This is a genomic window from Streptomyces sp. NPDC026500 (genome assembly GCF_055567635.1).
On sequence record NZ_JBVHQB010000039.1, the window covers coordinates 26,419 to 52,380 of the forward strand.

Sequence of the window (25,962 nt, forward strand, 5' to 3'; positions counted from 1 at the left end):
CAGCCGAACGGCATCGAACATTCAGTCTGGTTGTGGCTGAAGTGTTCGATGCATGCTCGCCGGTTCGGGTGATTCGCGGCCCGGGCGCGAGCGGGTGTTGCGGTGCGGTCAGGGGTCCGGGGTGCCGGGCGGGGTGTGGTCGTCGCAGAGGGTGTTCAGCAGTTGCTCGATTGGCACGTCGAAGGTGTGGGCGAGGGTGTGCCAGGTGGTGAGGCTGCCGGTGGTGCGGCCGTGTTCGAGGTCGATGAGGGTACGGCGGGCTAGGCCGCTGCGGTCGGCGAGTTCATCGAAGGTCCAGCCGCGCTCGCCCCGCAGGCGCGCGAATTCGACGCGCAGCGCGGTGAAGTCGGGGTCGGGCGGCAAGATCGTCACCCCACCATCCGACGGTGCAGGACCCTGCCCTGTCAGTGCAGACTTCTGCACTATCTGCCGGTGCGGGAGTGACGTTCGTAGTGCAGGGATCTGCACTACGGTGCGTGCGTCCTGGGTGTCTCCATCTGGAGCTCCCAGCATGGAGGCGTAGACAGACAGGAGGACGACGGGCCGATGAGGCTTGCCAGCGCGCATCCCGCGGTGCGGCGTATCTGGACGGTGGAACTGTGTTCACGGGCAGGCGGCCCGAGGCTCGTCTGTCCGCACTGCACCGTGCACTCCCCTCCCCTGCAGGCCGCCTCCGCACGGTCTGCCGCCCTGGCGCATCTGGCCCGCCATGCGCGCGCCGACGCGCTGCCGGCGCATCTGCGCAGCTGCCAGTGCCGGGCACAGGGCTGCTCCTGGCATCTGCGCCATCGCGGCTGCGCCGGGCCGGTACTGCTCGCCCTGACCCGCGACCGCAGCGGCCGCGCCTGGCGTCTGTCCGACACGTGTGCGGCCTGTGCGGCCGCCACCAGCCACACCGCCGTCGTCCCGGCCACCCTGCTCGCACCCCGGCGGCCTGAACGCCCCGGCCGCCGCCCCCAACCGCTGGGCGGCCCGGCCGAGCGCACCCGCGTACAGGAGATGCTCACCTATCTGTCAGCCGTACTCCCCCAGTTCACGTCCCCCGCCACCCGCCTGCTCGCGCTGCAGTGCGCCCTGCGCGCCGACACCCGCGGCTGCGTCCAACTGCCCGCAGGCCTGCTGCGCGGCATGCGGCTGCACGACCGCACCGAACTGTGGGAGGAGCTGGAACACGCCGGCTGGCTGCGCCGCACGACAGGCAGGAATCCCCATGTGGGAGCCCAGTTGCTGGATGCCGCATTGCTCTCCCCAAGGCCGGGCGTCCGGGCACGGGCTCGGGCCGCGCAGTGGGCTGTGCGTCCTGTCCCGGTTGCCGTACCGGCCGGGCGTCCGCCCGCCGTGCGGTTGACCGCGCTGGCTCTGGCTTCTCACACCGCGGGTGACGCCGGCAGCACGGATCTCGATGTTCTCGCCCGTCTGTGCGGGCACGCACACGTGCAGACGGTGGAGCTCCTCGACCGGCTTGTGGCATCGCGGACCCTGGCCGCATGGAAGCACAGCCGGGAAACAGGCGAGGTCTTCTGGTGGCTGCCGCCACTGGCCAAACCCGGCCGTTGAGGAAGACCGGTGGGCAGCTGCAGTTCTGGAGAAAAGGGGAACGATGCTGGCAAAGAGGCAGCCCCGAGGAAGTCCGGGCGGCGCTCTCACGAGGCAGCCAGTCAGCCTCCGTGGATTCGGTCCCCCTCCTACTCCTCGATGAGAAGCTTCTCCCGGAGCTGGGCCAGCGTACGGGCCAGCAGCCGCGAGACGTGCATCTGCGAGATGCCGACCTCCTGCGCGATCTGCGACTGCGTCATGTTACCGAAGAAGCGCAGGAGCAGGATCCGCTTCTCCCGCGGGGGCAGATTCTCCAGCAGCGGCTTGAGCGACTCCCGGTACTCCACGCCCTCCAGGGCCGCACCTTCGGCGCCCAGGGTGTCCGCGACCGCGGGGGACTCGTCGTCCGTGTCGGGGACGTCCAGGGACAGTGTGGAGTATGCGTTGGCGGACTCCAGGCCCTCCAGAACCTCCCCTTCCGAGATTGCCAGCTTCTCGGCCAGCTCGTGGACCGTCGGGGAGCGGCCGTGGAGCTGCGAGAGCTCCGCGGTGGCTGTCGTCAGCGCGAGGCGCAGCTCCTGGAGACGGCGCGGCACGCGCACCGCCCAGCCCTTGTCGCGGAAGTGCCGCTTGATCTCGCCGACCACCGTCGGGGTCGCGTACGTCGAGAACTCGACACCGCGCTCCGGGTCGAACCGGTCGACCGACTTGATCAGCCCGATCGTGGCGACCTGGGTCAGGTCGTCCAGCGGCTCCCCGCGGTTGCGGAAGCGGCGGGCCAGGTGCTCGACGAGCGGCAGGTGCATGCGGACCAGCTGGTTGCGCAGCTCCGCGTACTCGGCGCTGCCGTCCTGCTGCTTGCGCAGCTCGACGAACATCGCCCGCGCCCCGCTGCGGTCCTGCGGGTCGTGCCGAATGCTGCGAGCGCCCGCCCCGTGCTGGACGGACGGCTCCTTCTTTACCTGTCGCTTGAGCCTGGCCAGTGCAGATTCGACGTCCTGAGCTGTGGCCAGCGCCTGGCCGACTTCCTGTTCGCACGCCATCAGGGTCTCGCTCAGTGCGGCGGCAGCGGCCTCGTCCCGGCGATCGTCCATCACTGCCTCCCTTCGCCCGTGTCGATGACGCCCAGTTCTCGCAGCTGCTCTCGTACGTCCTCCAGGGCCTGGCGTGCCCGGTAGAGGTGCACGCGGGCTGTGGCCACTTGGATGTGCATCTCCTTGGCGGCATCCCCCAGCGGCTGTCCGGCAATCGCGCAACGGCCCATCACTTCGCGCTGTTTGTCGCTGAGCTGGACGATGCGTTCCAGCACCATGCGGTAGGCGCCGCGGGCATCCATCCAGGACGCCCAATCGATCTCCGGGCCGGCGTGATCGTGTGCATCGGTGTCGAAGCCGACCGAACCGGTTTCCTTCTGCAGGCGCAGGACTTCGCGGACGACGGTGGTGCGTAGCCAGGCGGGCCAGTCCAGTACCGGTTCGAGATGTGTGGCGTGCCAGCGCCGCCAGCAGTGCAGGAAGGCTTCCTGGACGGCGTCGTCGGCTACAGCACGGCGCCCTCCCGAGATGAACATGGCCTGTGCCAGCAGCGGCCGGTACCGCTGGCGGAACAGGGCATCGAATGCCTCTTCGACGGGCGGCGACGTCATGGGAGTTCCTGGGTGCCCAGGCTGACGCGCCAGGTGGTGCCGTCCTGATCGCTCACCTCGGCGTGGCCTCCCCGCGCGGACAGTTCCAGGAGATCTCCTCCTCCTTGCAACTCGCCCTGCTAAGTCCGAAGATTCCGGGAGCGGTTGGGGTGCCGTCGAACCCACTTCAGTAAGTCAGGCCCGCGACCGGATCGGGTGACCGCAGAGTGCTACAAGGGTGGGGCCCGGTGCCGTCAAACGACACCGGGCCCCACTGTGGTTCCCCCAGATGGTCGTCACGTCCTCCAACGCGCTCCATGCTGGCGGCCGCCACTGACAGCAGAGCACCCAGATTCTCTTAACTCCGCTTTTTCAGGCTGAGTTCACACCAGCTGTTGCACGTCCCTGGTCACCGGACGGCACCTGAGCGTGTGTGCTCGCACGGCTGCTCGTGATCTCCGGAACCCGGCCGGGCGGTGGTTTCACCAGGGAGGCTGTCGGCCGGGCCCCGTCGATGGTATGCGCGGGCGGTCCATGCCTGTGGTTGATCACGCTGACGGGCCGCGGCGAATTCCGCCATTCTCCAGAAGTCGACCGCAGGAAAGGGCCGCGACGCCCGCTTCTGCGCTCCGCCGAACGGGTGTGTGGTCACCCCGGCTGGGTGCAGGCCGGGCAGGGTGCCCGGTCAGCTTCGGATGCTGCTGTCGAGGAAGCTCAGGACCATGCGGACCGTGTCGCGGGTGAACCAGGCGGTCTCGGGGTGCTGTTCGAGGATGTCCTGGATGTGGAAGGTGACTTTGGCCCAGTTGCGGAAGTTTCCGTGGCAGGCGGCGTCGTTGATCCACATCAGGTCGTCGGGGGCGACGTTCTGCCACAGGGCGTGGTAGGTCGGCATCAGGGCCAGGACTTCGTCGAGGGTGAGTGGTTGGTACTGCTGGTAGATCGGGATGCGGGAGAAGAGGCCAGAGCAGCTGCGGATGCGCTGGAGGCAGTTGTCGCCGCCGGCAAGGATGACGGTCAGCTGGGTGCGCTGGTTCTCCCAGAGAGTCTGCAGGTACTCCAGGGAGCTCCTGGTCAGGCCCTGGGCTTCGTCGCAGACCAGGACGCGGTGCTGCTCAGCGAAGGCCTGCACGAGGAGTTGGTCGAATGCGTCGCCTTTGGCAGGAGGGTCTCCGGGCAACGCCAGCGCGCGATAGAGGGCTGCTCGCAGGGTACCGAGCGGGGCTCCTTTGCGGCATTCAAGCCAGAGGGTGTTGTCGGGGGCGAGGTCGCGCAGGCTGGTGTTGACGGCGAAGGTCTTGCCGAGTCCGACATCACCGTGGACGCAGAACAGGGCGCGGGCCTTGATGACGGTGGCCAGGTGGCGTTGGGTCAGACGCGAGGCGGTGGTGGGCAGGAGGCGGGCTCCGGCGAGACCGAGGTAGTGGTCGTTGGCTGGGGCGGTGGTGTCAATCGTGTGGTTCATCGGTGGGCTCCTCGGACGGGGTAGGCAGCGGGGCGGGGTTCCAGGAGGCGGTGGGGTCGGGCAGCGGCGGGAGCAGGGGGTCAGTGGAGCCGGGGCGGCTTTCGGCGGGGCTTTGGGTGTTGTTCCAGGTGTTGGTGGGGTCGGGCAGCGGGATGAGGTCGGGGCGTGCTTCGCGGGCGAGTTCGTCCTGGCGATGACCGTCGAGGAATGCGGCCGCCTGTTCCTGGGTCATGTCGCTGACCGGGCGGGGGGTGGTGGCGACGGTGTCGCCTTCGAAGCGTTCCTCACGCTGGTCCTGCGCCTTGTCCAGTGCGGTGCGCAGGCGGTCGGCTTCGCGGTCGGCCGCGCGCCGTACCGCACGCCGTTCCCGGGGGCTGGCTGCGTTCTGCAGGACGGCCGGGCCGAGGTAGGTGCCGTCTTTGGCGTCGAAGAGTTCGACGGTGCGTTCCTGGCGGGGCATGTAGCGCAGCACGACTTTGGTGCCGGCGCGGCCTTGCATGTAGGGGGCGAGGTAGAGGCGTTTGCCCCAGTGGACGCCGTCTGAGTTGATCGTCAGGTGGGTGGGGTGGGTTTCGAGGGTGAAGAGGAGGTCTTCGGGGTCTGGGTCGTAGATGGGGGTGAGGTCGTCGTGCCACAGCTCGTAGGGGGTGCGGTTATCGCGGGTGCGGATGCGGTGCTCGTGGTTCCACTCGTGGACCCATTTGAGGAGGGTGCGGATGAATGCCTCGTAGGTCAGCAGGCGTTCGTCGGGGTCTTTTTTGGTTTGCCGGCTGGTTCGGGGGGCGTGGACGAAGCCGGGGAGGCCGGGGAAGTGCATTGTTTTGACGGCGCGGTTGAGGGCTTCGACGGTTCCCTTGAGTTCTGGGTGTCTGGGGGGCAGGTCGACGACGCGGACGCCGAGGATGCCGAAGGCGGTTTCGACGGTGTCGCTCAGGAAGTCTTTGCCTCTGTCGACCCGGACGAGGCCGGGGCTGCCTCCGAAGGGGCCGTGGTCGCCTCCTCGCAGAACGGCGGCCCGGATGGCGAGGAGGATGTTCTCCCGGCTGGGGGTCTGTGCGGAGACGGACAGGCCGCAGATGGCGTCGCTGGCGCAGTCGATGAACCAGGTGATCCAGGGTTTGCGGCGGTGTCCGTTGACGTTGACCCAGACGCTTGCTTCGACGTGGTCGGCTTCCCAGGCCTGGTTGCGGTGTCCGATGTCGCGGGTGAAGTGGACGTCGAATTTGCGGCGTTCCTTCTCGCCGCCGCGTAGGCCGGCGAGGAATCCGGGGGTGTAGGCGGTGGTGACGGCGCGGTGGAAGGTGGCGTAGGAGACGGGGTCGTCTCCCAGGTGGCCTCTTTTGTGCAAGTCCCGGTAGGCGGCGGCGATGTTGCCGCAGAAGAGGGCGACGGCGTCGCGCATCACCTGGGTGAGGGTGAAGGAGGCGGGGCGTTGTGGGGTGTAGCGGTCGTTGTGCTGGGCGGCGTTGTCGATCCATCGGCGCACACTGCGCGGGTGGACTCCGAAAGTCTCGGCGACGGTGGTGATGTGGTCGGTGGTGAGGCTGTTCTGTTGGGCGAGGAACATGAGCCTGCTGACGGCTGCCCTGCGCAGGCTGGTGTCGCGCAGCGGCTGCTCAATGGTCACGGAGGGTCCTCCCAGGGAATGGGTCTGCCCGCATGCGGTGGTGCTGGTCAGGCGGGGGCGAGGCTGAGTAGGCCCGCGCCGTAGGACTGGGCGCGGCCGATGCCGCGGCAGATGCTCTGGGCGAGGAGGCGGCCGTCGGTGATGCGGGCGTGCCCGTCGAACTGGATGAGCTGGTGGTCGAGGCCCGGCCGGTGGGGGGTGTGCGGGGAGCGTTCGAAGGCTTGGGGGGTGAGGCTGATGTCGGTGAGGGCGAGGCCGGACTGGCTGGCTCTGCGCTGCCACCACAGGGCGGCGTCGTGGCCGTGCAGGGCGGTGGGGGTGCCGCGGCGGCGCAGGAGGCGGCCGTCGGGTCGTCGGCTGCAGGGGGGTCCTGGGAGGTGGCGGACGGGGACGGCGGTGATGCGGTAGCGCACGTGGCGGCCGGGGGTGAGGGCGTGCAGGACGGGGGTGAGGTCGCGGGCTGCGAGAAGGGTTCCGTAGCGGGCGGGCAGGCCGGCCAGGTTGGGTGGCTGGGCGGTCTGGACGAGCAGGGTGGGCTCGTCCTGGTCGGTGTCGAGGCGGAAGAGGAGCCCGGCGTCACGGCGGGGGTGGGGGCTGGGGGTGCCGGGGGTCAGACGCATGAGGGTTTTGTGGAGTTGGACGCGGTCGGCCAGGTCGCGCCGTACGGCGTGGTGGGCGGGGTTGAGGCGGATGCGGGTGAGGGTGGCGGTGGGCGTCATGGCTGCTCCGGGTGCATGTAGTCGGCGAGGGTGGTGAGGGGGTCGGGGCCGGCGTAGAGGGCGGCAGACAGGGGGACGCGGGTGCGCCACACGTTGCGTGGGTGGTAGCGGCGGCGGCCGGGGGTGAAGTCGACGGGCTGGTCGCACAGTTCGTAGTGGTCGATGGCGGTGGTGGGGTCGGGTGGGGGGTCTTCGTGGATGAAGTCGACGTTGACGGTGGTGGTGTGGGGGCGGGGTGGGCGGGCGAGGCTGAGCGGGGTGCGGTGGGTGAGTTCGTCCAGGGGGTCGGTGACGGCGGTGGCCAGGACGAGGGGTTCGGTGGGAACGCAGGTGCGGCGGCCGAGGTAGGGGGCGTTGTGGGGGTGGCGGAGGTGGCCGGCGATGGTCTGCAGGAGTGGGGTGGGGCCTGTGACGGCGACGGTGAAGACCGGGTCGGCGAGGTAGTGGCGGTGGGAGACGAGGGTGGACTGCGCCTCGGGGCGTTGGGGGCCGCCGCTGGTGCGCAGCTGCTTATCGCGCGGGTGGCCGCCGCCGACGGTGTGGAAGTCGGTGTGGGGCGTGCCGGGCCGGTCGATGCGGATGAGGAATCCCAGGTCCTGGTAGCAGGGCTGGCCGGGCAACTCGGTGAAGGGGTCGAGGGCGTGGTGGGGTGCGCGTCCGGCGCAGTTGGCGAACATGCCGATCAGGGCGGAGCGGGTGGGGTGGGGGGCGGTGTCGCGGTCGTGGAAGGCGGCGCTGGTGCCGAAGGCGGCCAGGGGGCCCGCGAGGCGCAGCAGCAGAGCGCTCACGCGGCGTCCGCCGGCGTTTGGCCGGTGGCTTGCGCGGCCGCGTTGGTGAGGGCTGCGGCGATGAGGGCGTCGAAGCTGTCGTGCCGGGTGCCGAGGTGGGCTGCGTCGCCGGTCTGGGCGGTGGCGTAACCGTGGCCGACGAGGTCGCTGGTTCCGGTCAGTCGGTGCGTGATGCCGGCGCAGGTGTCCAGGGCGTGGTAGCTGGGGGTGAGGTAGCCGCCGCCGGGGGCGGCTTGCACGGGTTGTTCGAAGGCGCTGGCGTAGGTGACGGGGCGGCCGTCGCGGACGGCGTAGGCGACGAGGTCGGGCACGGTGTGCGGGGCGGTGGATGTCTGTTTCGCGGGGAGCACGGTCATGATGACGGCGCGCATGAACAGTCCGGTCAGGTGCAGCGCCTGGTTCTGGTCGTCGCCGAGTTTGCGGGTCAGGTCGGTAAGGTTGACCGTGGTGAACCGGTAGAACACTCCGCTGGTCAGGAACGCGGTGTCCATGAAGGCGCTGCCGCGGTCGCCCGCGTCCTGCCAGTCGTCCACTGCGGTCACGAAGTCCGGCTGCAGGTCGCTCTTGTGCGTGGTGAGGGCTGGGGCGGTCTGTACGGCGCTGGGGACGTCGGCGTCTGTCAGGCCGGCGAGCATGCGGCCGAAGAGGTGGATGGTGGCGGTGGGGCGGCTCAGGCAGGCGGCCACCTTGTCGGTGGGCAGCAGGGCGGGCGGCTTGCCGCGGCCGGGCTTGGTGTCGTCGCTGTCGTCGGGCTCCTCCTCCTTCTTCTTCTGGAGGCGGGCCAGGCCCTTCTCGAGGTCGGCACGGTGAGCGGTGCACAGCTCGGCCAGGTCCTCAACGATGGAGCCGGCGGCGACCAGGAGCATGACGTTGGTGCGGTGGTCTTCCTTGGGGTTGGTTTCCAGGCCCTTGGCGGTGGCGGAGCGGGCGATCTGCCCGGCGGCGAAGCGGGCCAGTTCCTCGGGCCAGCCTGCTGCGCGCAGCGCTTGGGCGACCTGCGGGGGGAGGTTGCGGGTGCGGGCGGCGGGTTCTTCGAGCGTGTTCTCCAGTGCCAGGCGCTGGGGGCGTCGTTGGGTCTGGGCGGGGACCATGATGCGTGTGGCGTTGCCGACGGTCATGGTCTTGGGCATGTTGTGCCGGTCCCGGTTCAGGCAGGACGGCGGCCGGTGTTCGAGCACGTGGATGTCGAGGTAGCGGGTGTGCATCACAGCTCCAGGAGAGTGTCGGGGACGGTCAGGTAGAAGGAGTGGCGCCAGCGGCCGGCGACTTCCAGCGGTTCGAAGTCCCATTGGGCGAGGTCTTCGAGCAGCACGGCAACGTCGCATGCCAGGCCGAGGCTGAGGAGGCGTTGGAAGGTGTGGGGCAGTCGGGTGTGCAGCAGGTCGGCGGAGAGCACGCCCATCACTTCCACTTCGCGTTGCCAGCCTGCTGCGGTGTGGGGGTGTGCGCGAGCGGCGTCGGCCAGGGTTTGGCCGAGGTTGGGACGTCGCGCCCAGTTGTCCGGCGGTGCCCCTTCACGCTCCAGCAGATCGTCCAGGGCGAGGCCGGGGCGCGGGAGTGGGACGGAGGGTGCTGTCTCGGTCCAGTCCGGAGCAGGACGTTCCAGGGCGATCAGGGAGGCGGTTGTGTAGTGGGCGCGGCGGGCGCCGAAGCCCTGGCAGGGTTTGACAAGGTAGGCGTCCATGCGCGGGCACTGGGCGGGGGGCCGTCCTCGGCCGTCCTCGAGGAGGCTGCGGATGCGCGGGGTGCGGCACAGACTGCGGACGTGAGCGACGAAGGCGTCGTAGTGGCAGCGGCGTTCGTCACGGCTGGGCATGCGGTCCTTTGGTCGGGCGGAGGGTGTCGTCGGGGGGTGTGCCGGCGCGTCGCAGGCTCTGCACGGCGCGGGCCAGGGCCGGGCCGGCCCTGGGCAGGCGGTTGAGGGCGTCACGTGTGGTCTCGGACAGTGCGGTGATGGCCATAGCGGCGAACACCCCGTAGGCAGACCGTGTGTCGTCGATGAGTTCCCAGAAAGCCTGCTCGGCGCGCGGCCAGTAGCTGGCGAGGGCCTGGCCGGCCCACAAGCTGGTGTCTCTTCTCCCGCCGCCCATAGCCGGGGGCGCGGTGAGGCCAGTGTCCTTCCATGCCTGGTCGGCTTGCCGGCGCAGGGCGGCGCCCAGAGTCTCCGCGGCGGCGCAGCACTCGACGATGCGGGAGGCCTTGACGGGGTCGTTCTCCTGGGCCAGCGGCCAGATCGGCGGGGTCAGGCTGGTGTACCAGATACGGTTGTTGACCTGCCCTTCCTGGTCAAATCCGCCCACCCACACGCGCAGGCTGGCACGCGTGTCCTTCGGAAGGCTGTTGATGGTGGTGAATGCCTCGGGCCGGCAGCCTGGCCGGTGTTCATCACCGGCGAGTGCCAGCGCGGGCAGGGCCCGGAACAGGGCGTGGTCGGCGTCCGCGCGGCGCGGGCTGCGCCGGCGTTCCGCGGGCATCTTGGGGTCGATGTCGTAAACGAGGTAGGGATCGGTGGCCTCCAGGGGCGGGTGCTGGGTAGCCCAGGTCAGGTAGGCGTCGGTGACGTGCTCGCCGCTGGCGTCCGGGACCAGGAGTGCCGCGTGCACGGAGCAGCCGGTCAGCAGCCGCTTGGGCCAGGTCACCTCCGGCGGTGCCTGCAGCGGATCGGCGGCGGGCTGTTCCCAGGGGCAGGCGTCACTGCCAGGAGCCTGGCCGTCACCGCGGTAGGGCGTCTGGTGCAGCAGCAGGGTTTCGTACAGGGTGCGGCCGCGGGGGTGGAAGGAGACGGTGGAGCGCAGCGGTCCGGCTTTCAGCTGGCCGCTTGTGACACCTTCGACGGTGCGGGTGGTGGCCCGCCCGGAGGGTCCGTAGTAGTGGTAGGCGAGCAGGCTCCACAGCGCTTCCCTGGTGGGCACGGGCTGGGGGTCGGTGTCGGTGTGGCGGGGGTTGAACCAGACCAGGTTGCGGCCGGCTGCGCGGCCGTAGACGAGGGAGTTGATCCCGCTGCGTTTGGGGCACTGGATGGCCAGTGCGGCGTCCTGCCACCACGGGCGCGTGGGGTGGAAGAGGTCGAAGGCGCCGGGGTCGGCATCGAAGTAGGCGTGCACGGCATCGGTATCGAAGCCGTCTTCGCATCTGAGGAGTTCTGCGCGGTGGTCCAGCCAGTCCTTGATCGGCTGGTCCGGGTCGTCGAGTTCGGTGACGGCGGCACATATCGCCGCCAGGGCCCGGTAGAGGCCGGACCGGGCGGGCGGCAGGGGCAGGGCCAGGTCGTCGATGCGGTGTGCGTCTGTGAGGAGCTCACGTAAGCCGACGTACTCGATGTGCTTGCCGCAGCGCACCGGGATGCAAGGTTTCAGGTCGATCCGGTAACTCGGCGGTGGCATCGCGAACACTCCCTCTTCGCCTCCTGCCGGGCTGTGCGGGGCCACGGCGAGGAGGCGGAACGACGCGCTCGGGCGGAGCGCTGCGGGCTGGATGCGGCGTGGCGGGGCGCGCCCGGGCTGGGTCCGTGGATGACGGGTGTCTGGGGCGGGAGGGATCGGAGGGGCCGCAGAGACGACAGAAGGAAACATTCCGTGACGCGCGATACGCACCGTCACATGGATCAAGGACAACATCCGCGGTGAACTGCCGTACAGAACCTGCGAACTAGTGTGATCAACGGCTGGCGTACGTGCCGGGCGCACGACGGGGGACGCTGCGCGCCGTGTGCTCCGCCGCGCGCTGTACCCGGATCGCATGTCCCTCAGCAGTACCGGACCTGAACGGGCAGGGTGAGGCCGACTGTGACTGCGTCGGGATTCTGCAGCCTGTGTGACGGCGGGCCTCAGTACGCCGCGGGGGCCGTTTCACCGTGGATGAGGCCGAGTTCGTTGTCCATGTGCAGCTGGTGGCGGCCGAGCTGGACTGGTTGCGGACAGTCCGGGTCGTGCGGGAGGAGGACGAGGTCGGCGAGCAGAGGGTGCTGTTGCCAGGCGTCCGGGCCATGGTGGTCCTGGGTAGCGGCGGCGGCCCAGGCGCTGGGGACCGGCACGGTGTGCTGCAGGACGGTGCGGATGGCGGCTGGGCGCAGGTGAGGTCCCTGGGGCAGAGGCAAGCGGCCTGCTGCGTCGAGGGTGGCCGGGTGGCCGGGGCGCTGGTAGGAGGCGAGGACGCGGCGGGGCCGGTCGTGCGGGCGGGTGGCGGCCTGGGCAGCGGTCAGTTTCTGGCGGTGCAGGTCGGACAGGGAGGTGACCCGGTCGTGTGGGGGGATGAGGTGGGTGTTGCTGGTGTGCTCCTGGGCCAGCTCGGCGGCCAGGTGTTGCTCGTGGAGGGCGGCGAGCGGGCCGGACCAGGTGGCCGGCAGTCCGGACTGGTGGATGAGTTCGACCAGGTTCTGGGCTTGCTCGGGCAGGGTGATCCGCTGGTGGCCGGGCAGGGTGAGCAGGTGGGCGCTGGCGTGCTGGAGGTAGGGGTGGTCGGTTGCGGCCCAGGCGTCGGGCAGCAGGGTGATGCGGTCGTGGTCGACGGGGTGCAGGACGGTGAGGCGGGGGCCGCGGGCCTGGATCCAGGGCGGACGTGGGGTGACGCCGGGGGGACGTTCGTTCTGCCAGGCTTGTTCGAAGCGCCACAGCCGTCCCGCGCGCTGGATCAGCCGGGCCAGCGAGGTGAGGTCGCTGACCACGAGGTCGGCGTCGATGTTGAGGCTGAGTTCCAGCAGACTGGTCGTGACCACCACCAGCCGTTCGGGGCGCGGCCCGAACGGGCCGAGCTGGGTACGGACCTGGGCCAGCGCCCGTTCGAGGCACTGGCCGGGGAAACGGGCGTGGACCAGCAGCAGGTCTTGCGGGCCTGCGGGCCATTCAAGGAACTGCTGCAGGTAGCGGTAGGTGTCCTGGGCATCGGCGACCGTGGCGCACACGATGACGGCGCATCCGCCCAGCCGTGCCACGGGGCCGACTGCGGCCGCGATACGGGCCAGCCGCTCACCCGTTCTGGCCCGGCGTGCCGGAGCCTCGAGGCGCCGGTAGCGCGCTGGGGTCAGCCGGAGTGTGATGGTGCGCTGCTGGGCGGCGGCGTGCTGCGTGCGTACGTCGGCAGGGATGACAGCAGGCTGGGCAGTGGCGGCGTCGGCGAACAGCCAGCCCGGGTAGGGCACGGTGAACTCGTCCTCTCGCGCGATCAGATCGCGTCTGCGATGTCCGGCACCGGTCAGGTAGGAGTACACGAGTTCGCGTGCCGTCTGTCCCGGCAGTGTCGCCGACAGCACAACCACCGGAGTGCGCAGGCTACCGAGCCAGTGCAGCAGCCGCAGCAGGATGCGCCGGCTGAACGCGGTGAGCGCGTGCGCCTCGTCGACGACAACGCACTTGCCCGACAGGGACAACATCCGCAGGGCGCTGTCGCGTACCGGGAGCGCGGCCATCAGTGCCTGGTCGACGGTGGCGACGGTGAACTGGGCCAGCAGTGCGCGGTCCCAGCCGCGTACCCAGCCGTCCGGGAGGATCCGGCGCCAGGTCCCGCTCTTCCCACCGTTGCCTGGCGGCCGGCAGTCGTCGTCATCGTGTTCGTCGGTGTGGGGGTCGTCGCCGGTGCAGGCGGGGACGTCGCCGGGGGCGAGCATCTCATCGGAGTAGGCGGCGTTCAGCCAGCTGTGGTTGTGCACGAGCGTGAGCACGGCCGGGGTAGGACGGTGCGCATGAAGGTAGCCGCACAGCGTGTCGTAGGCGGCGTCCGCGGTGGCTGTGGTGGGCAGCAGGAAGCACAGTCCCCGGCTGCCGCAAGCGTCGTTGAGGATGCGGGACGCCTCCAGGGCGGTGACGGTCTTGCCCGCGCCGGTACCGTCGGTGACCAGCACAATCCCAGCGCCCCGCGCACCGGCCAGCCGGGGAAGACTGTCCAGGATTGATGCCTGAAGGGGATTCGGGGCGCGCAGGTGGGGATGCGCGACGGTAAACGGCAGCACCGGCAATTCGATCCGCGCCAGCCGTGACTCCTCCACCACCTCACGGGCCTTCCACCGGGCCCAGGCGAAATGCTGGGCCGCACCATAGGCAGGCGCGTCCGCCCGCGGCGCCCACACCTTGCGCTGGCTGGCCAGCCGGTCGGCGGCCATCACCAGCCCGGTCATCAGTACCGCCGCCGTGACCGACATCTGCTCCGGCGCAGTTTCGGCACCTGTCAGATGCCGCACCTGAGCGGCGTAGCGGTAACGGATCTCCTGCCACAGCTGGCCGCCCAACTCGACTTGCACGCGCCGGACGCTGGCCGCGCCGTGCACATCGAGCTGAGGGAAACGTCCGTGGTGACCGCCGGCAATCTGCGCCATCCGCACAGCCGGGCTGGCATCACCGGACAGTTCGTAGCCCATCTCCGCAAGGATCCCAAGCAGGGCATGCGCGGAAGCCCGCTCGTGCCGCATCAGCCTCCACCGGCCCGCGTCAGCCCGCAGCTCATCACTGACCCGTGCCCACGCAACCGGCTCGCAGGCCTGAAAACGGCTCACCTTACCCAAGTCATGCAGGCCTGCAATGAACATCACCACACGGCGGGCCTGCACCCGGCTCATCCCCAGCCCCGCCGCAACAGCGGCACGCTGCGGCCCGGTCAGCAGCCGGTCCCACAACTCCCCCGCCACCGCAGCCGTATCGAGCATGTGGAACAGCACCGGATAGATCAGCCCGTGCCGAGCACAGTACTTACCCCACAGACACAACGTGAGTCCGCCGATCCGGCCGTCTTCCAGCACCCCCATACTCGCCCCTCCTGACAGCTGCCGAAACCGGACACGTCGCCCTCTACCCCGCCACGCCCCGGCAGGCGCCAACTGCTTCCCACAACCGCCCTCTTGAGTGAAATAGCCACAAAGACTGCAATATCAGCTCTGGAAACAGGACAGACTGCCTCAGTCACGCTGCCCACACCGACATCACACAACGACGAAGTCACCACACAAGCGCAGGTCAAAGAGAGTCCGTCCCGCACACGCGGAGATGCACCGGTACCGAGGAAGTCGGCCTCGGTGGTGTCGGCGTCTGTCCCGCGCACGCGGAGATGCACCGACCGTGTCGCACATCGCCTCGTAGGTTCCGGCGTCCAGCCCGCACGAGCGGAGATGCACCGTGATCGCCCGGGTCATCGACATCACCCATACCGGCCACCCCGCACGCGCGGAGATGCATCGATGACCGCCCCGGGAGCCCTCCTGGCCGTCCCGTCCACTCCGCACACGCAGAGATGCACCGGCCTCGTCGGGAATCTGCGCCACCCGGACTAATGCCTACACCGCACGCGCGGAGATGCACCGTACGACGCGACCTACCAGCGCGCCGAGGAAGAGCCCCACCCGCGCACACGCGGAGATGTACCGGTCCGTCCGCCCTGCCGCTTCCTCAGATGCGGATCCACCCCGCGCGCGGAGATGCACCGTTCGGGCACTTCGAGGCTGGTTGCGATGCCGAGTTCACCCCGCAGCGCAGCAATGCACCAACCGTGAGGCGGGGTAGGTCCGACTGGCGCACGTCCGCCCGCACACGCAGGGATGCACCGATCGACGGAACGAACGCGCGGATCGTTACCCTGTCCACTCCGCGCGCGCGGAGATGCACCAGACGTGACGGATGCACCCAAGAGCCCGCGCGCGTCCAGTCCGCACACCCGCAGAGATGCACCAGTCACCAGCACCTACACACCCCGGGGATATTTCGCCCATTCCGCACACGCGAAGGTGCAGCAGCGCTCGCCCCCATCACGGCCGGCCAGGGCGGGTTCGGGCTATGCACGCAGAGATGTACCGCGGCGGGACGCGATCCGCCGTCCCGCCTCGAAGGCCAGCGCGCGCACACGCAGAACGCACCGTCACCGAAGACTGTGACGTTCGCACACGCGGAGAGTAGTGATGTACCGCGCTTCACGCCCATAGGCCAAGACAGGTACTCCGGACGCACGAACCAAGATCAAAACTTCTACGCGATTCGCATCGGAATGTCCTGAACTTTTGCGTGACTTGCCACGATCACCTTTCACGCAATGTCACGTCATAGAACCAACACACCAGCTCAACAGAGCTTTCCAGGTGACATTCCGGTGAGAGAGATCTTGGACGTTTCAGTGCGAGACAACAGCCTGCACACCGCCATCGCCCGCATCCAGCAGGTCAACGCGGCCCTCGACTGCTCGATGGAGACCGAAACAGAACAGCTCATCAACGAGCTCCTGCACACCAGAGGCAAAGAGGAGCCAGCCTCATGACCGCGGCCGCCGGAAAGAACCGGCAGCGCACGAGCACGGGAACGGCATTCCCTGCCAGGCTCGGCCGCCCGCACAAACTCCTCATCGGCGTGGTCGTCGCCGGTGCACTCGTCATCGCCGGAATCGGCTTCACCGGTTCGTACGCGGCGGTCCGTGAGCTGGCGCTGAAGAAGGGGTTCGGGAACTTCAGTTACGTCTTCCCGATCGGCATCGACGCGGGCATCGGCGTCCTGCTCGCCCTGGACCTACTGCTGACCTGGATCCGCATCCCGTTCCCGATGCTGCGCCAGACCGCGTGGCTGCTGACCATGGCCACGATCGCCTTCAACGGCGCGGCGGCCTGGCCGGACCCGCTGGGTGTCGGCATGCACGCCGTCATCCCGGTCCTGTTCGTGGTCTCGGTCGAGGCCGCCCGGCACGCGACCGGCCGAATAGCCGACATCACCGCCGACAAGCACATGGAGGGCGTGCGCCTCACCCGCTGGCTGCTCTCCCCGCTCCCCACGTTCCTGCTGTGGCGCCGGATGAAGCTGTGGGAGCTGCGCTCCTACGAGCAGGTCATCAAGCTGGAGCAGGACCGACTCGTCTACCAGGCCCGCCTGCACTCCCGTTTCGGCCGCGCCTGGCGCCGCAAGGCCCCCGTCGAATCCCTGATGCCCCTGCGCCTGGCCCGCTACGGCGTCCCCCTCGCCGAGACCGCCCCCGCCGGACTCGCCGCGGCCAGCATCGACGAGTTCACGGACGACAGGCACTCGAACCCAGCCGCACTGCCTCACTACGTCTTCGAGCGCGACAACACCATCACCGCAGCGGGTGAACTCCCCGCCGCAGAGGACGTACAGGGCGCGGCGAGCGCCCGGCCCGACGACTTCGGCGACGGAGAGCCAGCCGCCGATGAACCATCAGCAGACCTCGCCCATCCCAAAGACGGTTTGGACCACGGCCGCGCTCCGGCACCACCCGCAGACGTAAGAGCGCACCCTGCCAAGGAAACGCGCAAGACGCGAGTGAACGCGGACATCGAAAAGCAGCAGGAACCTGAAGCGAGAAACGGCAGTGGTCTCTCCGTGGTCGACCGCTACTACCTCGCCTGGAAGGATTACCAGGGCCTGCACGGCGAACAGCCCTCCGGCAAGGAGCTCTCCGCACACCTCGCCGGCAAGGGCATAACAGGCCGCGGCGGCAGCCCAGTCAGCCCCTCCACGCTGCGCCGGTACTTCCTGCACTTCCGCATCTACGAGATCTGGGCGGACCACCGGCTCGAGAGCACGATTCCCTCACCGCACACCGTGGCTCAGATCTGCGCCCAGCGCGGAATCACCGCCCAATACAACCGGGCCATCACCACCGACGACATCCTCAACCACACACACGACTACGAACGCCGATGGCAAGCCATCAGAACGCACCAGCCAAAACCCAGCCCCGAGGGCTAGTGGGTACGTCACGTGGAGGCGCGGCACGACGTCAGTCGGTCCGGTCAATGCGCGCTTCGGTCGGTCGCTCTGTGCTCAGTGGCTGGTTGTGGTCGCCTTGCTGCTGTCGGGTATGCGGGGCAGTCAGTCGCCGAAGGTGGCGAATGTCCAGGAGCGGCTGGTGGATGGCATGTTGCAGGCGCCGGCCTACAGGGTCACTCTGCGGGCAGGGCGAGCGCGAGCTTGCCCGTGACGCGGCCGTCGAGAAGGTGTCGGATGGCTGCGGCGGTATCGGCGAGCGGGTACACACTGTCCACGACAGGGCTGAGCGTGCCTGTGTCGATGAGAACGGTCAGGTCGCGCAGCCCATCGGCGTGCTCCGAGGCAATGAAGGTGCCCAGGTGCTGTCCGGTGAATGGAGACAGCATCTGTGCGCGGAGCTGCCGGTCAGTACCGCCGAGCCAGGGGCCGTTCGCCTCGCCGCCGGTGATGACGAGCCTGCCGCGGGGCGTGAGGGCGCGGCGCAGATCCCGCAGGCCGCGATTGCCCGCGATGTCGATGACGGCGTCGTAGCGTCGCGGGCCGGCGAGGAAGTCCTCGCGCGTGTAGTCGATCACGTGGTCGGCGCCCAGCGCCCGTACGGCGTCGAGCTTGGGGGTGCTCGCGACGGCCGTGACCTGCGCACCGAAGGCGTGGGCGAGCTGGACGGCGAAGGTGCCCACGCCGCCGGCGGCTCCCGTGATCAGGACCTGCTGACCCTCCTGGACCTTGCCCTTGTCGCGAACCGCCTGGAGTGCGGTGAGCGCGCTGACGGGGACCGTCGCCGCCTCCTCGAAGGTGAGTCCGGCCGGCTTGGGAGCGATCCTGTCGGGGCGGGCGGCGGCGTATTCGGCGAACGCGGCGACTGCCGTGCCGTAGACCTCGTCGCCGGGCGCGAACCCGGTCACTTCGGGGCCGACCGCCTCGACGACACCGGCGATGTTGCGGCCGGGGTTGGGGAGCTTCGGCCTGCGCAGCCCGCTCACGGGGCGGATCGCGTAGGGCAGACCGGCCATCATGTGCCAGGTTCCCCGGTCCACGCTGGAGGCGCGCACCCGCACCAACACCTCGCCCGGCCCGATGCTCGGCCGGGTGAGCCGCGCCGGGCGCAGCACGGCTTCCGGCTCGGCGCCATAGCGTTCCTGCACGACGGCCGCCATCGTCTGGGTCCCATCGGTGGTCGCGATCGGCTCGCTCATGTTCCGCATCATCACTGCTCCCGGTTGCATATCCCGCGTACTTACGCCGTAAGTACAACACTTACGGCGTAAGCTGGTCAACGCAGGGAGACCACGAGAGGAAGTGACCGTCCACCGTGACCCGACGTACCACCCGGCAGCCGACCCGCGAGACGCTCAGCCGGCAGCGGGTGCTGCGTGCCGCCGTCGAACTCGCCAACGCCGGCGGCCTGGAGACGCTCAGCATGCGCAAGCTCGGCGAGGCCGTCGGAGTCGAGGCAATGTCCCTGTACAACCACGTGGCCAACAAAGAGGACCTGCTCGACGGCATGATCGACCTGGTCTTCGGCGAGGTCGAACTGCCCACGCCGGGTGACGACTGGCGACAGGCGATGCGGCAGCGGGCCATCTCCATGCGCCTCGTGCTGTCCCGCCACCGCTGGGCAATCGGGTTGATGGAGTCACGTTCCACACCGGGCCCGGCCACTCTGCGTCACCACGATGCCGTTCTCGGCTGTCTGCGTCAGAGCGGATTCTCCCTCACTCTGACTGCCCACGCCGTCTCGGTACTCGACAGCTACATCTACGGGTTCGCCCTGCAGGAGAAGACCTTGCCCTTCGACTCCCCGGAGGAGACCGCCGAACTGGCGGATTCCATCATGGGCGGTTTCGGCTACGGCGAGTACCCGTACCTGACCGAGATCGCAACCGCTCACGTCATGCGTCCCGGGTACGCCTATGGCGACGAGTTCGAATTCGGACTGGACCTCATCCTCGACGGCCTCCAGCAAGCGGCGGGCTGACGAGCCGGTGGCGTGCCCACCGCACAATCCGGTGCGCTGCAGTGCCGAACCGGTGAGGGCAGACGAGCGCAAGGCGGCCGGCGCACCATGAGCACCTCGAGCCAGGACACGGCCAGCCGTTCCGACCCTGAGCGCGATCATGTGGTGGCCAACTGCGATCCGAAACGCTTTGATTTCAGGCTCGTTGATGGTGTGTGAGTGATCTGGTGGGGGATGCGCGGGCCTGGTCACCGGACACGCAGGAGGCTGTGCGGTTGCTGTCGGCGCCGGTGGAGGGGCGGGATCGAGCCGGAGTGGGCAAGTACCTCAAGCGTTGAGGGCTGACCTTCCAGCGTCTGGACAAACGGTCGGTCGAGCAGGACACGGAAGCGGTGCGCGTCTGGTACGAGGAGACCTGGCCGGCCATCCGGGCCAAGGCGAAGGCGGAGAACGCCGAGGTTCTCCTCGGCGACCAGGTCGGGGTCCGGTCGGACCAGGTCACCGGCGGTACTTGGGGCGCGAGGGGTGCGACTCCCATCGTCCGCCGCGCCGGGAACCGCTTCTCCGTGAACGCTATGTCTGCGATCAGCACCCGTGGCCGGATGCGCTTCATGGTCTTCGCCGAGTCGTTCGACGCGAAGGTCATGTGCCGCTTCCTCGCCCGGATCATCAGACACTTCGACCGGAAGGTCCACCTCGACCGGCACTCGGCCCACCGCTCGAAGACGGTCCGGGCCCGGCTGGCCGGCCACAAAGACGAGATCGACCCGCACTTCCTGCCCTCGTACTCACCCGAGCTGAACCCGGACGAGCTGGTCAACGCCAGCCTCAAACGGAGCCTGCCCACACCCGCAGAGCCAAGAACCAGGCCGAACTCGCCACCGAAACCCGCAGGTCCTTCCACAGACGACCGCGTCAACCCCACATCGTCCCCGGCTGCTTCTGCCGCTGCCCGACGGGCACCATCGCCTCGCTCTCGCCCCAGCCTGTGTCCTGTCGGGGGGGCGAGGTGCCCGGTGGCCCGCCAGTACGACCGCAGTGCGGCCAACTTGACCTCTCACACCTCTTCGCCCGGCTCCTGTGGGTGGCGTGGTTTTCAACCTGTCTCGTCGTCGATCAATCCGTAGGGCGGCTGCGTCTCGTCTCGGCTGAAGCGGACAATCACACGGTCCTCGATCAGCTCGGGTGGGCTGTTATCGGCGACGATGACCTGCGCCCCGTTGCCATGGTGTGCCAGCCATTGTGTGAGGTGCCGATAGAAGTCGTCGGTGCTGACAGCATCCGCGATGAGGGTGTCGCGGCCGGTGCCGTGGCCGAGATTCTTTTGAGGACTGTCGATCATGAGGAAGCCGGGGTGCGAGGCGCCGCTCTCGAAGGCTGTTTCGAAGATAGCCAGTTGCCATGCAAGGGTGATGAGTGTCCTGGCTCCCGAAGATGCGCCCTGGTAAGGCTCACCACGCACAAAGGGAGTCAGGTCGCTCCCCACGTGAGCCTGGCTGAGTTTGGGGTAATGCCACTCATCGCACGGGAAGGTCGCCTGCCCGGGCGCGGCGTCGTCCAGGTCTTGGCCGACGGGAGCGAGCATCGCACCGGAATCTGGGTCGGGAACATGAAGGCCCGCCGCGACCGGCTCGACCAGGCACAGCTCGCCGCGCTTGCCGAACTCGGCGTCGACTGGGCGCAGTAGCTACGTGAGCGGGGGCTCTCGGCCTCTCAGGTCCACAGCAGCGGGGGCCGCCATCGAACCCGGTGGCGGCCCCCGCTGCTGTGTGGGATCCGACTCCTGCTCTAGCCGCCGCCATGAAAGCCCGCCGTACCTGCCCCACCTGCCGCACGGACCGCGGTTACGTCATCCCCGCACCCTCGGCTGCTGCTGGCCGTGCGCAGAGCCCACCGGCTGACCAGCCACCACCGAACCTGCCGCGGAGAAGAAGCCCTCAGACCAGTGTGGTCCGGGAGCTTCTCCGTCTTGTGTCGCACAAGTGCGAAATCAGGCGACCTTACCCAGCAGATAGCCCTGGAGCGGCCATCTGGTCAGTCCAGCCGTATTTCAGTTGGCCGGCCCGCTTCCGTTGCGGCAGTACCGGATCGCCCCGGTGGGACCGGATCGAAGACAGATGTCCAGGTGGACGGTAGTGCTCCCACTGAAGGAGACCGTGTGACCCGTGGTGCACGTACCGGCCCCGTTCGCGTCCTCGATGGACACGTAGTGCGTGCCCCCGCTGTCGGTCCACGAGGCTCGGCCCCAAGCGCGAAGTCCGTCAGCCTGGTTGTCGCAGACCCTGAACGTGTCCGGGCCTTCCCACTGAGCGATTCCGCCTGGGGCCCCAGAGTCGGTAGTGACAACCTGCCAGTCGGTGCTGGCCGAAGCCGGGCCGGAAACCATGAGGGCTGCCGCACCGGCAAAGAGCAGGACACCGAGTGCTTTCATCGGCTTGTTGCGTACAGATGACAGTTTGTTCATGACCTCACTTTCACCTGCGCGTACCTGATGGGCAACCAGCTTTTTCCAGCCAACAAGCTCGACCTCGTACTGCTCGCACATATGCGAGCCACGGGAAATGGGGAGAACTGCGCGCCGACGAAGACGATCGCGATCTGGGTCGCGGGCTCGTCCCACAGGTAGCGGAAGTACTCGAACGCCTCCCCGTTGAGCCACTGCGCCTCGTCCACGAGAAACGTGCGGGGCCTCTCGGACAGGGCGGTCTTCAGCAGGCGGTCGAACTCGCTGGGGTGGCGGGGCGGCTCCCCGGGCAGGCGGAGCGTCTCGAACAGCTCGTAGCGGACCGCGCGGGCGGTCGGACGCGCCCGGAAAGTAGCCCGGCAGACCTCCTCGCCCCGGGTGTCCTCCAGCTCGTGCAGACGCGTGTTGACTGCCAGGGTCTTCCCGAACCCGGCGTTGCCGTGGATGCACATCATCGCCCGCGCAGCGACGCTGTCCGCGATGTTCTCCCGCGCGGTGAGCAAAGCCCTCGTGGTCACGATGGAGGCGTCGGGCAGGTCGACGTACTGGTACGTGGGTGCAGTCACCGCGCGGCACCATCCTGCCCGCTGCCGCCAGCCTGCGCTGCCGGCCCGCCCTCCTCAGGAGCCTGGGGTTCGGGGATCTGGCGGGTGCGGGCGGCGAGCGACGGCGGAGTACGCCAGCCCGGCGGGGCCGCAGCCGGTGGAATCAGGTCCGGCAGCGCCAGCCTCGACAGATCTGCCCGGTCAGTCGCCGCCAGCTCCGCCCCGGCCTCCACCGCGGACACCGCCCCCAGACGTTCCGGCTTCCCTGGCCGCGTCACGGCGGCGTAGCGCTCACGCTGCGCCGCCGTCAGGTCCTTCCGCAGACGCCGACTCCGCGCGGCCCGCGCTGTACGGACCGCGGTGATCTGCTCCGGGCTTGCCTCATCCGAGACGGTCGCAGGCCCCAGGTAGCGCCCGGTCGTGGCGTCGAAGACCTCGATCCGGTGATCGTGGTACGGCATGAACCGCACCCTCACCCCCGTACCCGCCCGGCCCGTCATCCACGGCCCCACATAGTCCCGCCGCCGGAACCGGACACCGCAGGTAGAGATCACCCTGATCCGACCGTCGTCCTCCAGCGTGAACGTCCACAACTCCTCCGGGCTGACCTCCCGCAACGGAGTCGGACGGCCTCCCACACTGCAAGAGGAGACCGCCCGCCCAGCGGCTGGGGCCGGTGGCAGGTGTTCCACCACTCCACCCAGCCCAGCAAGCGAGCGGTGAAGTCCTCGAACCCGAGGAGCACCTCGTCCTTCGGCCGCGCCCGGCGCTGGCCCGGGCGCGGCTGGCGCACATAGCCAGGCAGCGCCGCGAGGAACATCGACTCCACCGCCCGGTTCAGACCCTCCACCGTGCCCTTCAAGTGCGGGGTGTACGCGGGAAGGTCCTCCACCTCCACCACCAGCGCGCCGAACGCCGCCGCGACCGTCTTCGACAGGAAGTCCTTGCCCCGGTCCACACGCACCTTCTCCGGGAGCCCGCCCTGCGGCCCGAACGGCTCCTCACGCAACACCGCCGCCCGCAACGCGGCCAGCACCGACTCCCGCGACGGATACCCGGCCGTGACCGCCACACCCATGACCGTGTTCGTCGCACAGTCCACGAACCAGGTGACCCACGGACGGCAGGCAGCGCCCTCGACATCCACCAGGACCGGGGCCTGGACGTGATCGGCCTCCCACACCTGATTCCGCCACCCACGCGGCCGGGCCAGGAACACATCATGCTTACGGGCCTCACGCTCACCACCAGCAAGCCCCGCCCGCTCCCCCGCAGTCAGATCCCGCCCAATCGCACGATGCAGGGTCTGAACCGACGGCGGCGGTTCACCCTCACCCCGCGCCGCGCGAGCGGTCAGCTCACGATGGACAGCGGCAACATTCCCTTTCCAGAGCCCGAGCAGAGACCGGACCTCCGGAGTAACCGTGAACCTCCCGTAATACCGGTTCCGCTCTCCCAGGGCCGCGGCCCCGTCTTCCTCGGCGGCCGCCAACCACCGCCATACCGCCCGCTCCCGCACCCCGAACGTCTCACCCACCGCCCGCACGTGCCCGGTGGTGAGCTTCCCCTCCCGGCGCAGAGCCAGCAACCGGCGCACCGCCGGCCCCCGCAACGCCCGAGCCGACACTGCCGACAACACCCCGCCCGAACCCTCCGAAGCCGGGAGCTGTAGTTCCTCGTCCACTCACCCATCACACCGACCCCGCTCAGCCGATGGATCAGAACTCACGAAACTGAGACAGCGTCACTCCTGGAGCGATAAAGGCCCAAGACAGCGATCCCCCACCGATCTCTCACGTCCATGACAGTGACACCAGAGCCCGAAACAGGCCCCGACCAGCATCAACACCCCATAGACTCACTGTCTCTCACACCACTGTCCCCAAACCGAGAGATCGCACGCTGCCCCGTGACGAGAACGAGAGGGGTGGCGGTTAGGACCACGCCGGAAAGGCGGAGTGCTCAAGTGTCGTACGTGCCGTCCCACGGGGCGGAGAACCCCAGGCGGTCGGGGTAGAGCTCGGCCCAGTCGTCCTCTCCCTCGCCCTCCGCATGGCGTTCGGTGACCAGCCCGAAGAGCACGCCGTCGACGCTCAGCTGGAAGGGGCGGATCGCGATGTCCCCGTACTCGAGCCCGGGAAGGCCGTCGAGCAGCTCTGCCAGCCGGGCCTTCGCCCGCACCCGCACGGAGTCGTTCCCATGGGGATGACGCTGCTGCTCGGCCCATGTTCCGGAACACCAGATGTCCGAGTGGAGGTGCCGCCCCTGGGGGTCGAACCGGTGAAGCACGGCATAAAGGCGCTTCTGGTCCTCCCATCCCTCGCCACGGCTGAACCCGCTTGGGAATGCGTAGGTGACCGAAGCGAGGAACTGGCCTTGGGTGTACCGGCCGATGGTCGCCGTCCGGTAACCGGGCTCGTGGATGATCGGAACGATCTCGGGGACTGCCATGGTGGAACCGTAGAGGGGACCACTGACACCCTGGTGAGCTGGACGTAACCCGGACAGCAGTCACCCGCATGAGGGGCCAGGGGCGTTCAGCGGGCGGCCGGGGTGCGGAGCGGTCGACTTCATCGGATGGTGCCTCGCGGTGGGTTGAGCCTGTGCTGGTATGCCAGAAACGTCGAGCCGGTACGCGACGCTGAGAGGCGGGCACCGCCTGGCCGGCAACCGCTGAAGGCCGGCCAGGCCGACGTCATCCGAGCGGGACAGGCCCTGCAACCCGGGGACCAGCGTTCAGATGAGCTGTGATGCGCGTAATCGTCCGGGCGTTGTCCTCGAACAGATGCGCCTGCATGCCCGCCGCCTGGGCAGCCTCAACATTGACTGGGAAATCGTCGATGAACAGACAGCTCTCCGGCCGCACCTCCAGGCTGGCACATACGGCCTCGAAGGCACGCGGGTCCGGCTTCTCGATGCCGATCTCGTGCGAGTACACGATCTGCTCGACCAGTTCGTCGAAGTGGTACAGCCCTGTCTCCCGCTCCCGGGCGCCAACGAAGCTGTTGCTCAGGATGCCCAGCCTGCAGCTTCCTCGCAGCCCTTGCACATAAGCGATGAGTTCCTCGTTCGGCTTTCCCAGGTATTCCGCCCAGAGATCAGCCATGAAGCCTTCAACCTGGGGCGCGTCGAGCCCCAAGCGTGCTGCCACCTGCTCGTGAACCTCTCGTTCACTGATGCTCCCGACGCTCCCGGCTTGCCACACGTCGCGCAGCCGCTCATGCACAGTGCCGAGCGGCAACTCCAGCCGCTCTTCCCACCGCTGCACCCACCCCGTTTCCGGCGTGATCTCCAGCACGCCACCGATATCGAGAATGACGCAGGTCGCCGTCACTCGAACTCCCCCTCTCCGTCCTGCCCTGCTGGCGAGCGCACACCGCTCGCTCGTGTGATCTACGGAGACACTGTCGCCCTTCCCTCTGGGGCAAGGTCAAGCGATCTTGAACCCTTGTGGCAGCCTGAGGTTCCCCCGAGATGCGGGGAAAGGTGACAGCAGGTCAGATGGGTCTCATGAGAGGAGCCCAGAAGATGCCTGCCCCGAGGAAGTACCC

Annotated in this window: 22 protein-coding genes and 1 pseudogene; 6 read left to right on the top strand and 17 right to left on the bottom strand. The window is 68.8% G+C overall.

All coding sequences use genetic code 11. The features are described from left to right. Positions 1-108 precede the first annotated feature (108 nt). Positions 109-372 (bottom strand): helix-turn-helix transcriptional regulator, encoded by a 264-nt coding sequence (locus tag ACZ4N5_RS40325; RefSeq protein ID WP_355846218.1) that lies wholly within the window; start codon positions 370-372, stop codon positions 109-111. A gap of 273 nt (positions 373-645) precedes the next feature. Between ACZ4N5_RS40325 and ACZ4N5_RS40330 the strand changes: the two genes are divergently transcribed. Continuing rightward, on the top strand, positions 646-1,557 hold the full coding sequence (locus ACZ4N5_RS40330) for a hypothetical protein (RefSeq protein WP_467761943.1): 912 nt from the start codon (positions 646-648) through the stop codon (positions 1,555-1,557). A 128-nt stretch (positions 1,558-1,685) separates the two neighbouring features. On the opposite strand, the gene ACZ4N5_RS40335 is transcribed toward ACZ4N5_RS40330, so the two are convergent. The 10 genes from ACZ4N5_RS40335 to ACZ4N5_RS40380 form a co-directional block, all read right to left on the bottom strand. Then, positions 1,686-2,630, bottom strand: a complete 945-nt coding sequence (locus ACZ4N5_RS40335) for an RNA polymerase sigma factor SigF (protein ID WP_467761944.1) — start codon at positions 2,628-2,630, stop codon at positions 1,686-1,688. After that, positions 2,630-3,181: an RNA polymerase sigma factor gene (locus tag ACZ4N5_RS40340; RefSeq protein ID WP_467761945.1), complete on the bottom strand. Its 552-nt coding sequence runs from the start codon at positions 3,179-3,181 to the stop codon at positions 2,630-2,632. The genes ACZ4N5_RS40335 and ACZ4N5_RS40340 overlap by 1 nt, the downstream gene beginning before the upstream one ends. Before the next feature lie 664 nt (positions 3,182-3,845). After that, on the bottom strand, positions 3,846-4,625 hold the full coding sequence (locus tag ACZ4N5_RS40345; protein WP_467761946.1) for an AAA family ATPase: 780 nt from the start codon (positions 4,623-4,625) through the stop codon (positions 3,846-3,848). Continuing rightward, positions 4,609-6,252: a transposase gene (locus ACZ4N5_RS40350; RefSeq protein ID WP_467761947.1), complete on the bottom strand. Its 1,644-nt coding sequence runs from the start codon at positions 6,250-6,252 to the stop codon at positions 4,609-4,611. The genes ACZ4N5_RS40345 and ACZ4N5_RS40350 overlap by 17 nt, the downstream gene beginning before the upstream one ends. A gap of 47 nt (positions 6,253-6,299) precedes the next feature. Further along, entirely contained in the window at positions 6,300-6,971 is a 672-nt protein-coding gene (gene cas6e, locus ACZ4N5_RS40355) for a type I-E CRISPR-associated protein Cas6/Cse3/CasE (protein WP_467761948.1), read from the bottom strand. Continuing rightward, a complete protein-coding gene (cas5e, locus tag ACZ4N5_RS40360) occupies positions 6,968-7,759 on the bottom strand; it encodes a type I-E CRISPR-associated protein Cas5/CasD (protein WP_467761949.1) in 792 nt (263 codons plus the stop codon). Before cas5e ends, cas6e begins: the two co-directional genes overlap by 4 nt. Beyond that, positions 7,756-8,964 carry a type I-E CRISPR-associated protein Cas7/Cse4/CasC gene (gene cas7e / locus ACZ4N5_RS40365; protein ID WP_467761950.1) on the bottom strand — a complete coding sequence of 403 codons (1,209 nt, stop codon included), beginning with the start codon at positions 8,962-8,964 and terminating at the stop codon, positions 7,756-7,758. The genes cas5e and cas7e overlap by 4 nt, the downstream gene beginning before the upstream one ends. Beyond that, positions 8,964-9,575, bottom strand: coding sequence for a type I-E CRISPR-associated protein Cse2/CasB (locus ACZ4N5_RS40370; protein WP_467761951.1), 612 nt, complete (start codon positions 9,573-9,575; stop codon positions 8,964-8,966). Before ACZ4N5_RS40370 ends, cas7e begins: the two co-directional genes overlap by 1 nt. Next, positions 9,562-11,142 carry a type I-E CRISPR-associated protein Cse1/CasA gene (casA, locus tag ACZ4N5_RS40375; protein ID WP_467761952.1) on the bottom strand — a complete coding sequence of 527 codons (1,581 nt, stop codon included), beginning with the start codon at positions 11,140-11,142 and terminating at the stop codon, positions 9,562-9,564. Before casA ends, ACZ4N5_RS40370 begins: the two co-directional genes overlap by 14 nt. 443 nt (positions 11,143-11,585) lie before the next feature. Further along, positions 11,586-14,492 carry a CRISPR-associated endonuclease Cas3'' gene (locus tag ACZ4N5_RS40380; RefSeq protein WP_467761953.1) on the bottom strand — a complete coding sequence of 969 codons (2,907 nt, stop codon included), beginning with the start codon at positions 14,490-14,492 and terminating at the stop codon, positions 11,586-11,588. Positions 14,493-15,847: 1,355 nt separating this feature from the next. On the opposite strand from ACZ4N5_RS40380, the gene ACZ4N5_RS40385 reads away from it, so the two are divergent. Beyond that, positions 15,848-15,988 carry a hypothetical protein gene (locus tag ACZ4N5_RS40385; protein WP_467761954.1) on the top strand — a complete coding sequence of 47 codons (141 nt, stop codon included), beginning with the start codon at positions 15,848-15,850 and terminating at the stop codon, positions 15,986-15,988. Beyond that, the gene (locus tag ACZ4N5_RS40390) at positions 15,985-17,424 is read left to right on the top strand and encodes a DUF2637 domain-containing protein (RefSeq protein ID WP_467761955.1); all 1,440 of its coding nucleotides are present in this window, start codon (positions 15,985-15,987) and stop codon (positions 17,422-17,424) included. The genes ACZ4N5_RS40385 and ACZ4N5_RS40390 overlap by 4 nt, the downstream gene beginning before the upstream one ends. Positions 17,425-17,618: 194 nt before the next feature. Here the strand turns inward: ACZ4N5_RS40390 and ACZ4N5_RS40395 are convergent, their stop codons facing one another. Beyond that, positions 17,619-18,641, bottom strand: a complete 1,023-nt coding sequence (locus ACZ4N5_RS40395; protein WP_467761956.1) for an NAD(P)-dependent alcohol dehydrogenase — start codon at positions 18,639-18,641, stop codon at positions 17,619-17,621. A gap of 116 nt (positions 18,642-18,757) precedes the next feature. On the opposite strand from ACZ4N5_RS40395, the gene ACZ4N5_RS40400 reads away from it, so the two are divergent. After that, positions 18,758-19,423: a TetR/AcrR family transcriptional regulator gene (locus ACZ4N5_RS40400; protein ID WP_467761957.1), complete on the top strand. Its 666-nt coding sequence runs from the start codon at positions 18,758-18,760 to the stop codon at positions 19,421-19,423. A 371-nt stretch (positions 19,424-19,794) separates the two neighbouring features. Next, positions 19,795-20,529, top strand: coding sequence for an IS630 family transposase (locus tag ACZ4N5_RS40405; protein WP_467761958.1), 735 nt, complete (start codon positions 19,795-19,797; stop codon positions 20,527-20,529). On the opposite strand, the gene ACZ4N5_RS40410 is transcribed toward ACZ4N5_RS40405, so the two are convergent. Continuing rightward, the gene (locus tag ACZ4N5_RS40410) at positions 20,499-20,888 is read right to left on the bottom strand and encodes a hypothetical protein (protein ID WP_467761959.1); all 390 of its coding nucleotides are present in this window, start codon (positions 20,886-20,888) and stop codon (positions 20,499-20,501) included. The genes ACZ4N5_RS40405 and ACZ4N5_RS40410 overlap by 31 nt on opposite strands. Before the next feature lie 24 nt (positions 20,889-20,912). Between ACZ4N5_RS40410 and ACZ4N5_RS40415 the strand changes: the two genes are divergently transcribed. Further along, entirely contained in the window at positions 20,913-21,089 is a 177-nt protein-coding gene (locus ACZ4N5_RS40415; RefSeq protein ID WP_467761960.1) for a hypothetical protein, read from the top strand. A 773-nt stretch (positions 21,090-21,862) separates the two neighbouring features. On the opposite strand, the gene ACZ4N5_RS40420 is transcribed toward ACZ4N5_RS40415, so the two are convergent. From ACZ4N5_RS40420 to ACZ4N5_RS40435, 4 genes and pseudogenes are all read right to left on the bottom strand, one after another. Continuing rightward, positions 21,863-22,432 carry an AAA family ATPase gene (locus tag ACZ4N5_RS40420; RefSeq protein WP_467761961.1) on the bottom strand — a complete coding sequence of 190 codons (570 nt, stop codon included), beginning with the start codon at positions 22,430-22,432 and terminating at the stop codon, positions 21,863-21,865. Then, positions 22,429-24,008: pseudogene (locus ACZ4N5_RS40425) on the bottom strand (transposase). The gene ACZ4N5_RS40420 and the pseudogene ACZ4N5_RS40425 overlap by 4 nt, the downstream one beginning before the upstream one ends. Positions 24,009-24,373: 365 nt before the next feature. Continuing rightward, entirely contained in the window at positions 24,374-24,862 is a 489-nt protein-coding gene (locus ACZ4N5_RS40430) for a hypothetical protein (RefSeq protein ID WP_467761962.1), read from the bottom strand. 244 nt (positions 24,863-25,106) lie between these two features. Then, complete coding sequence (locus ACZ4N5_RS40435; RefSeq protein ID WP_467761963.1) at positions 25,107-25,745, bottom strand: HAD family hydrolase; 639 nt, start codon at positions 25,743-25,745, stop codon at positions 25,107-25,109. Positions 25,746-25,962: the final 217 nt, after the last annotated feature.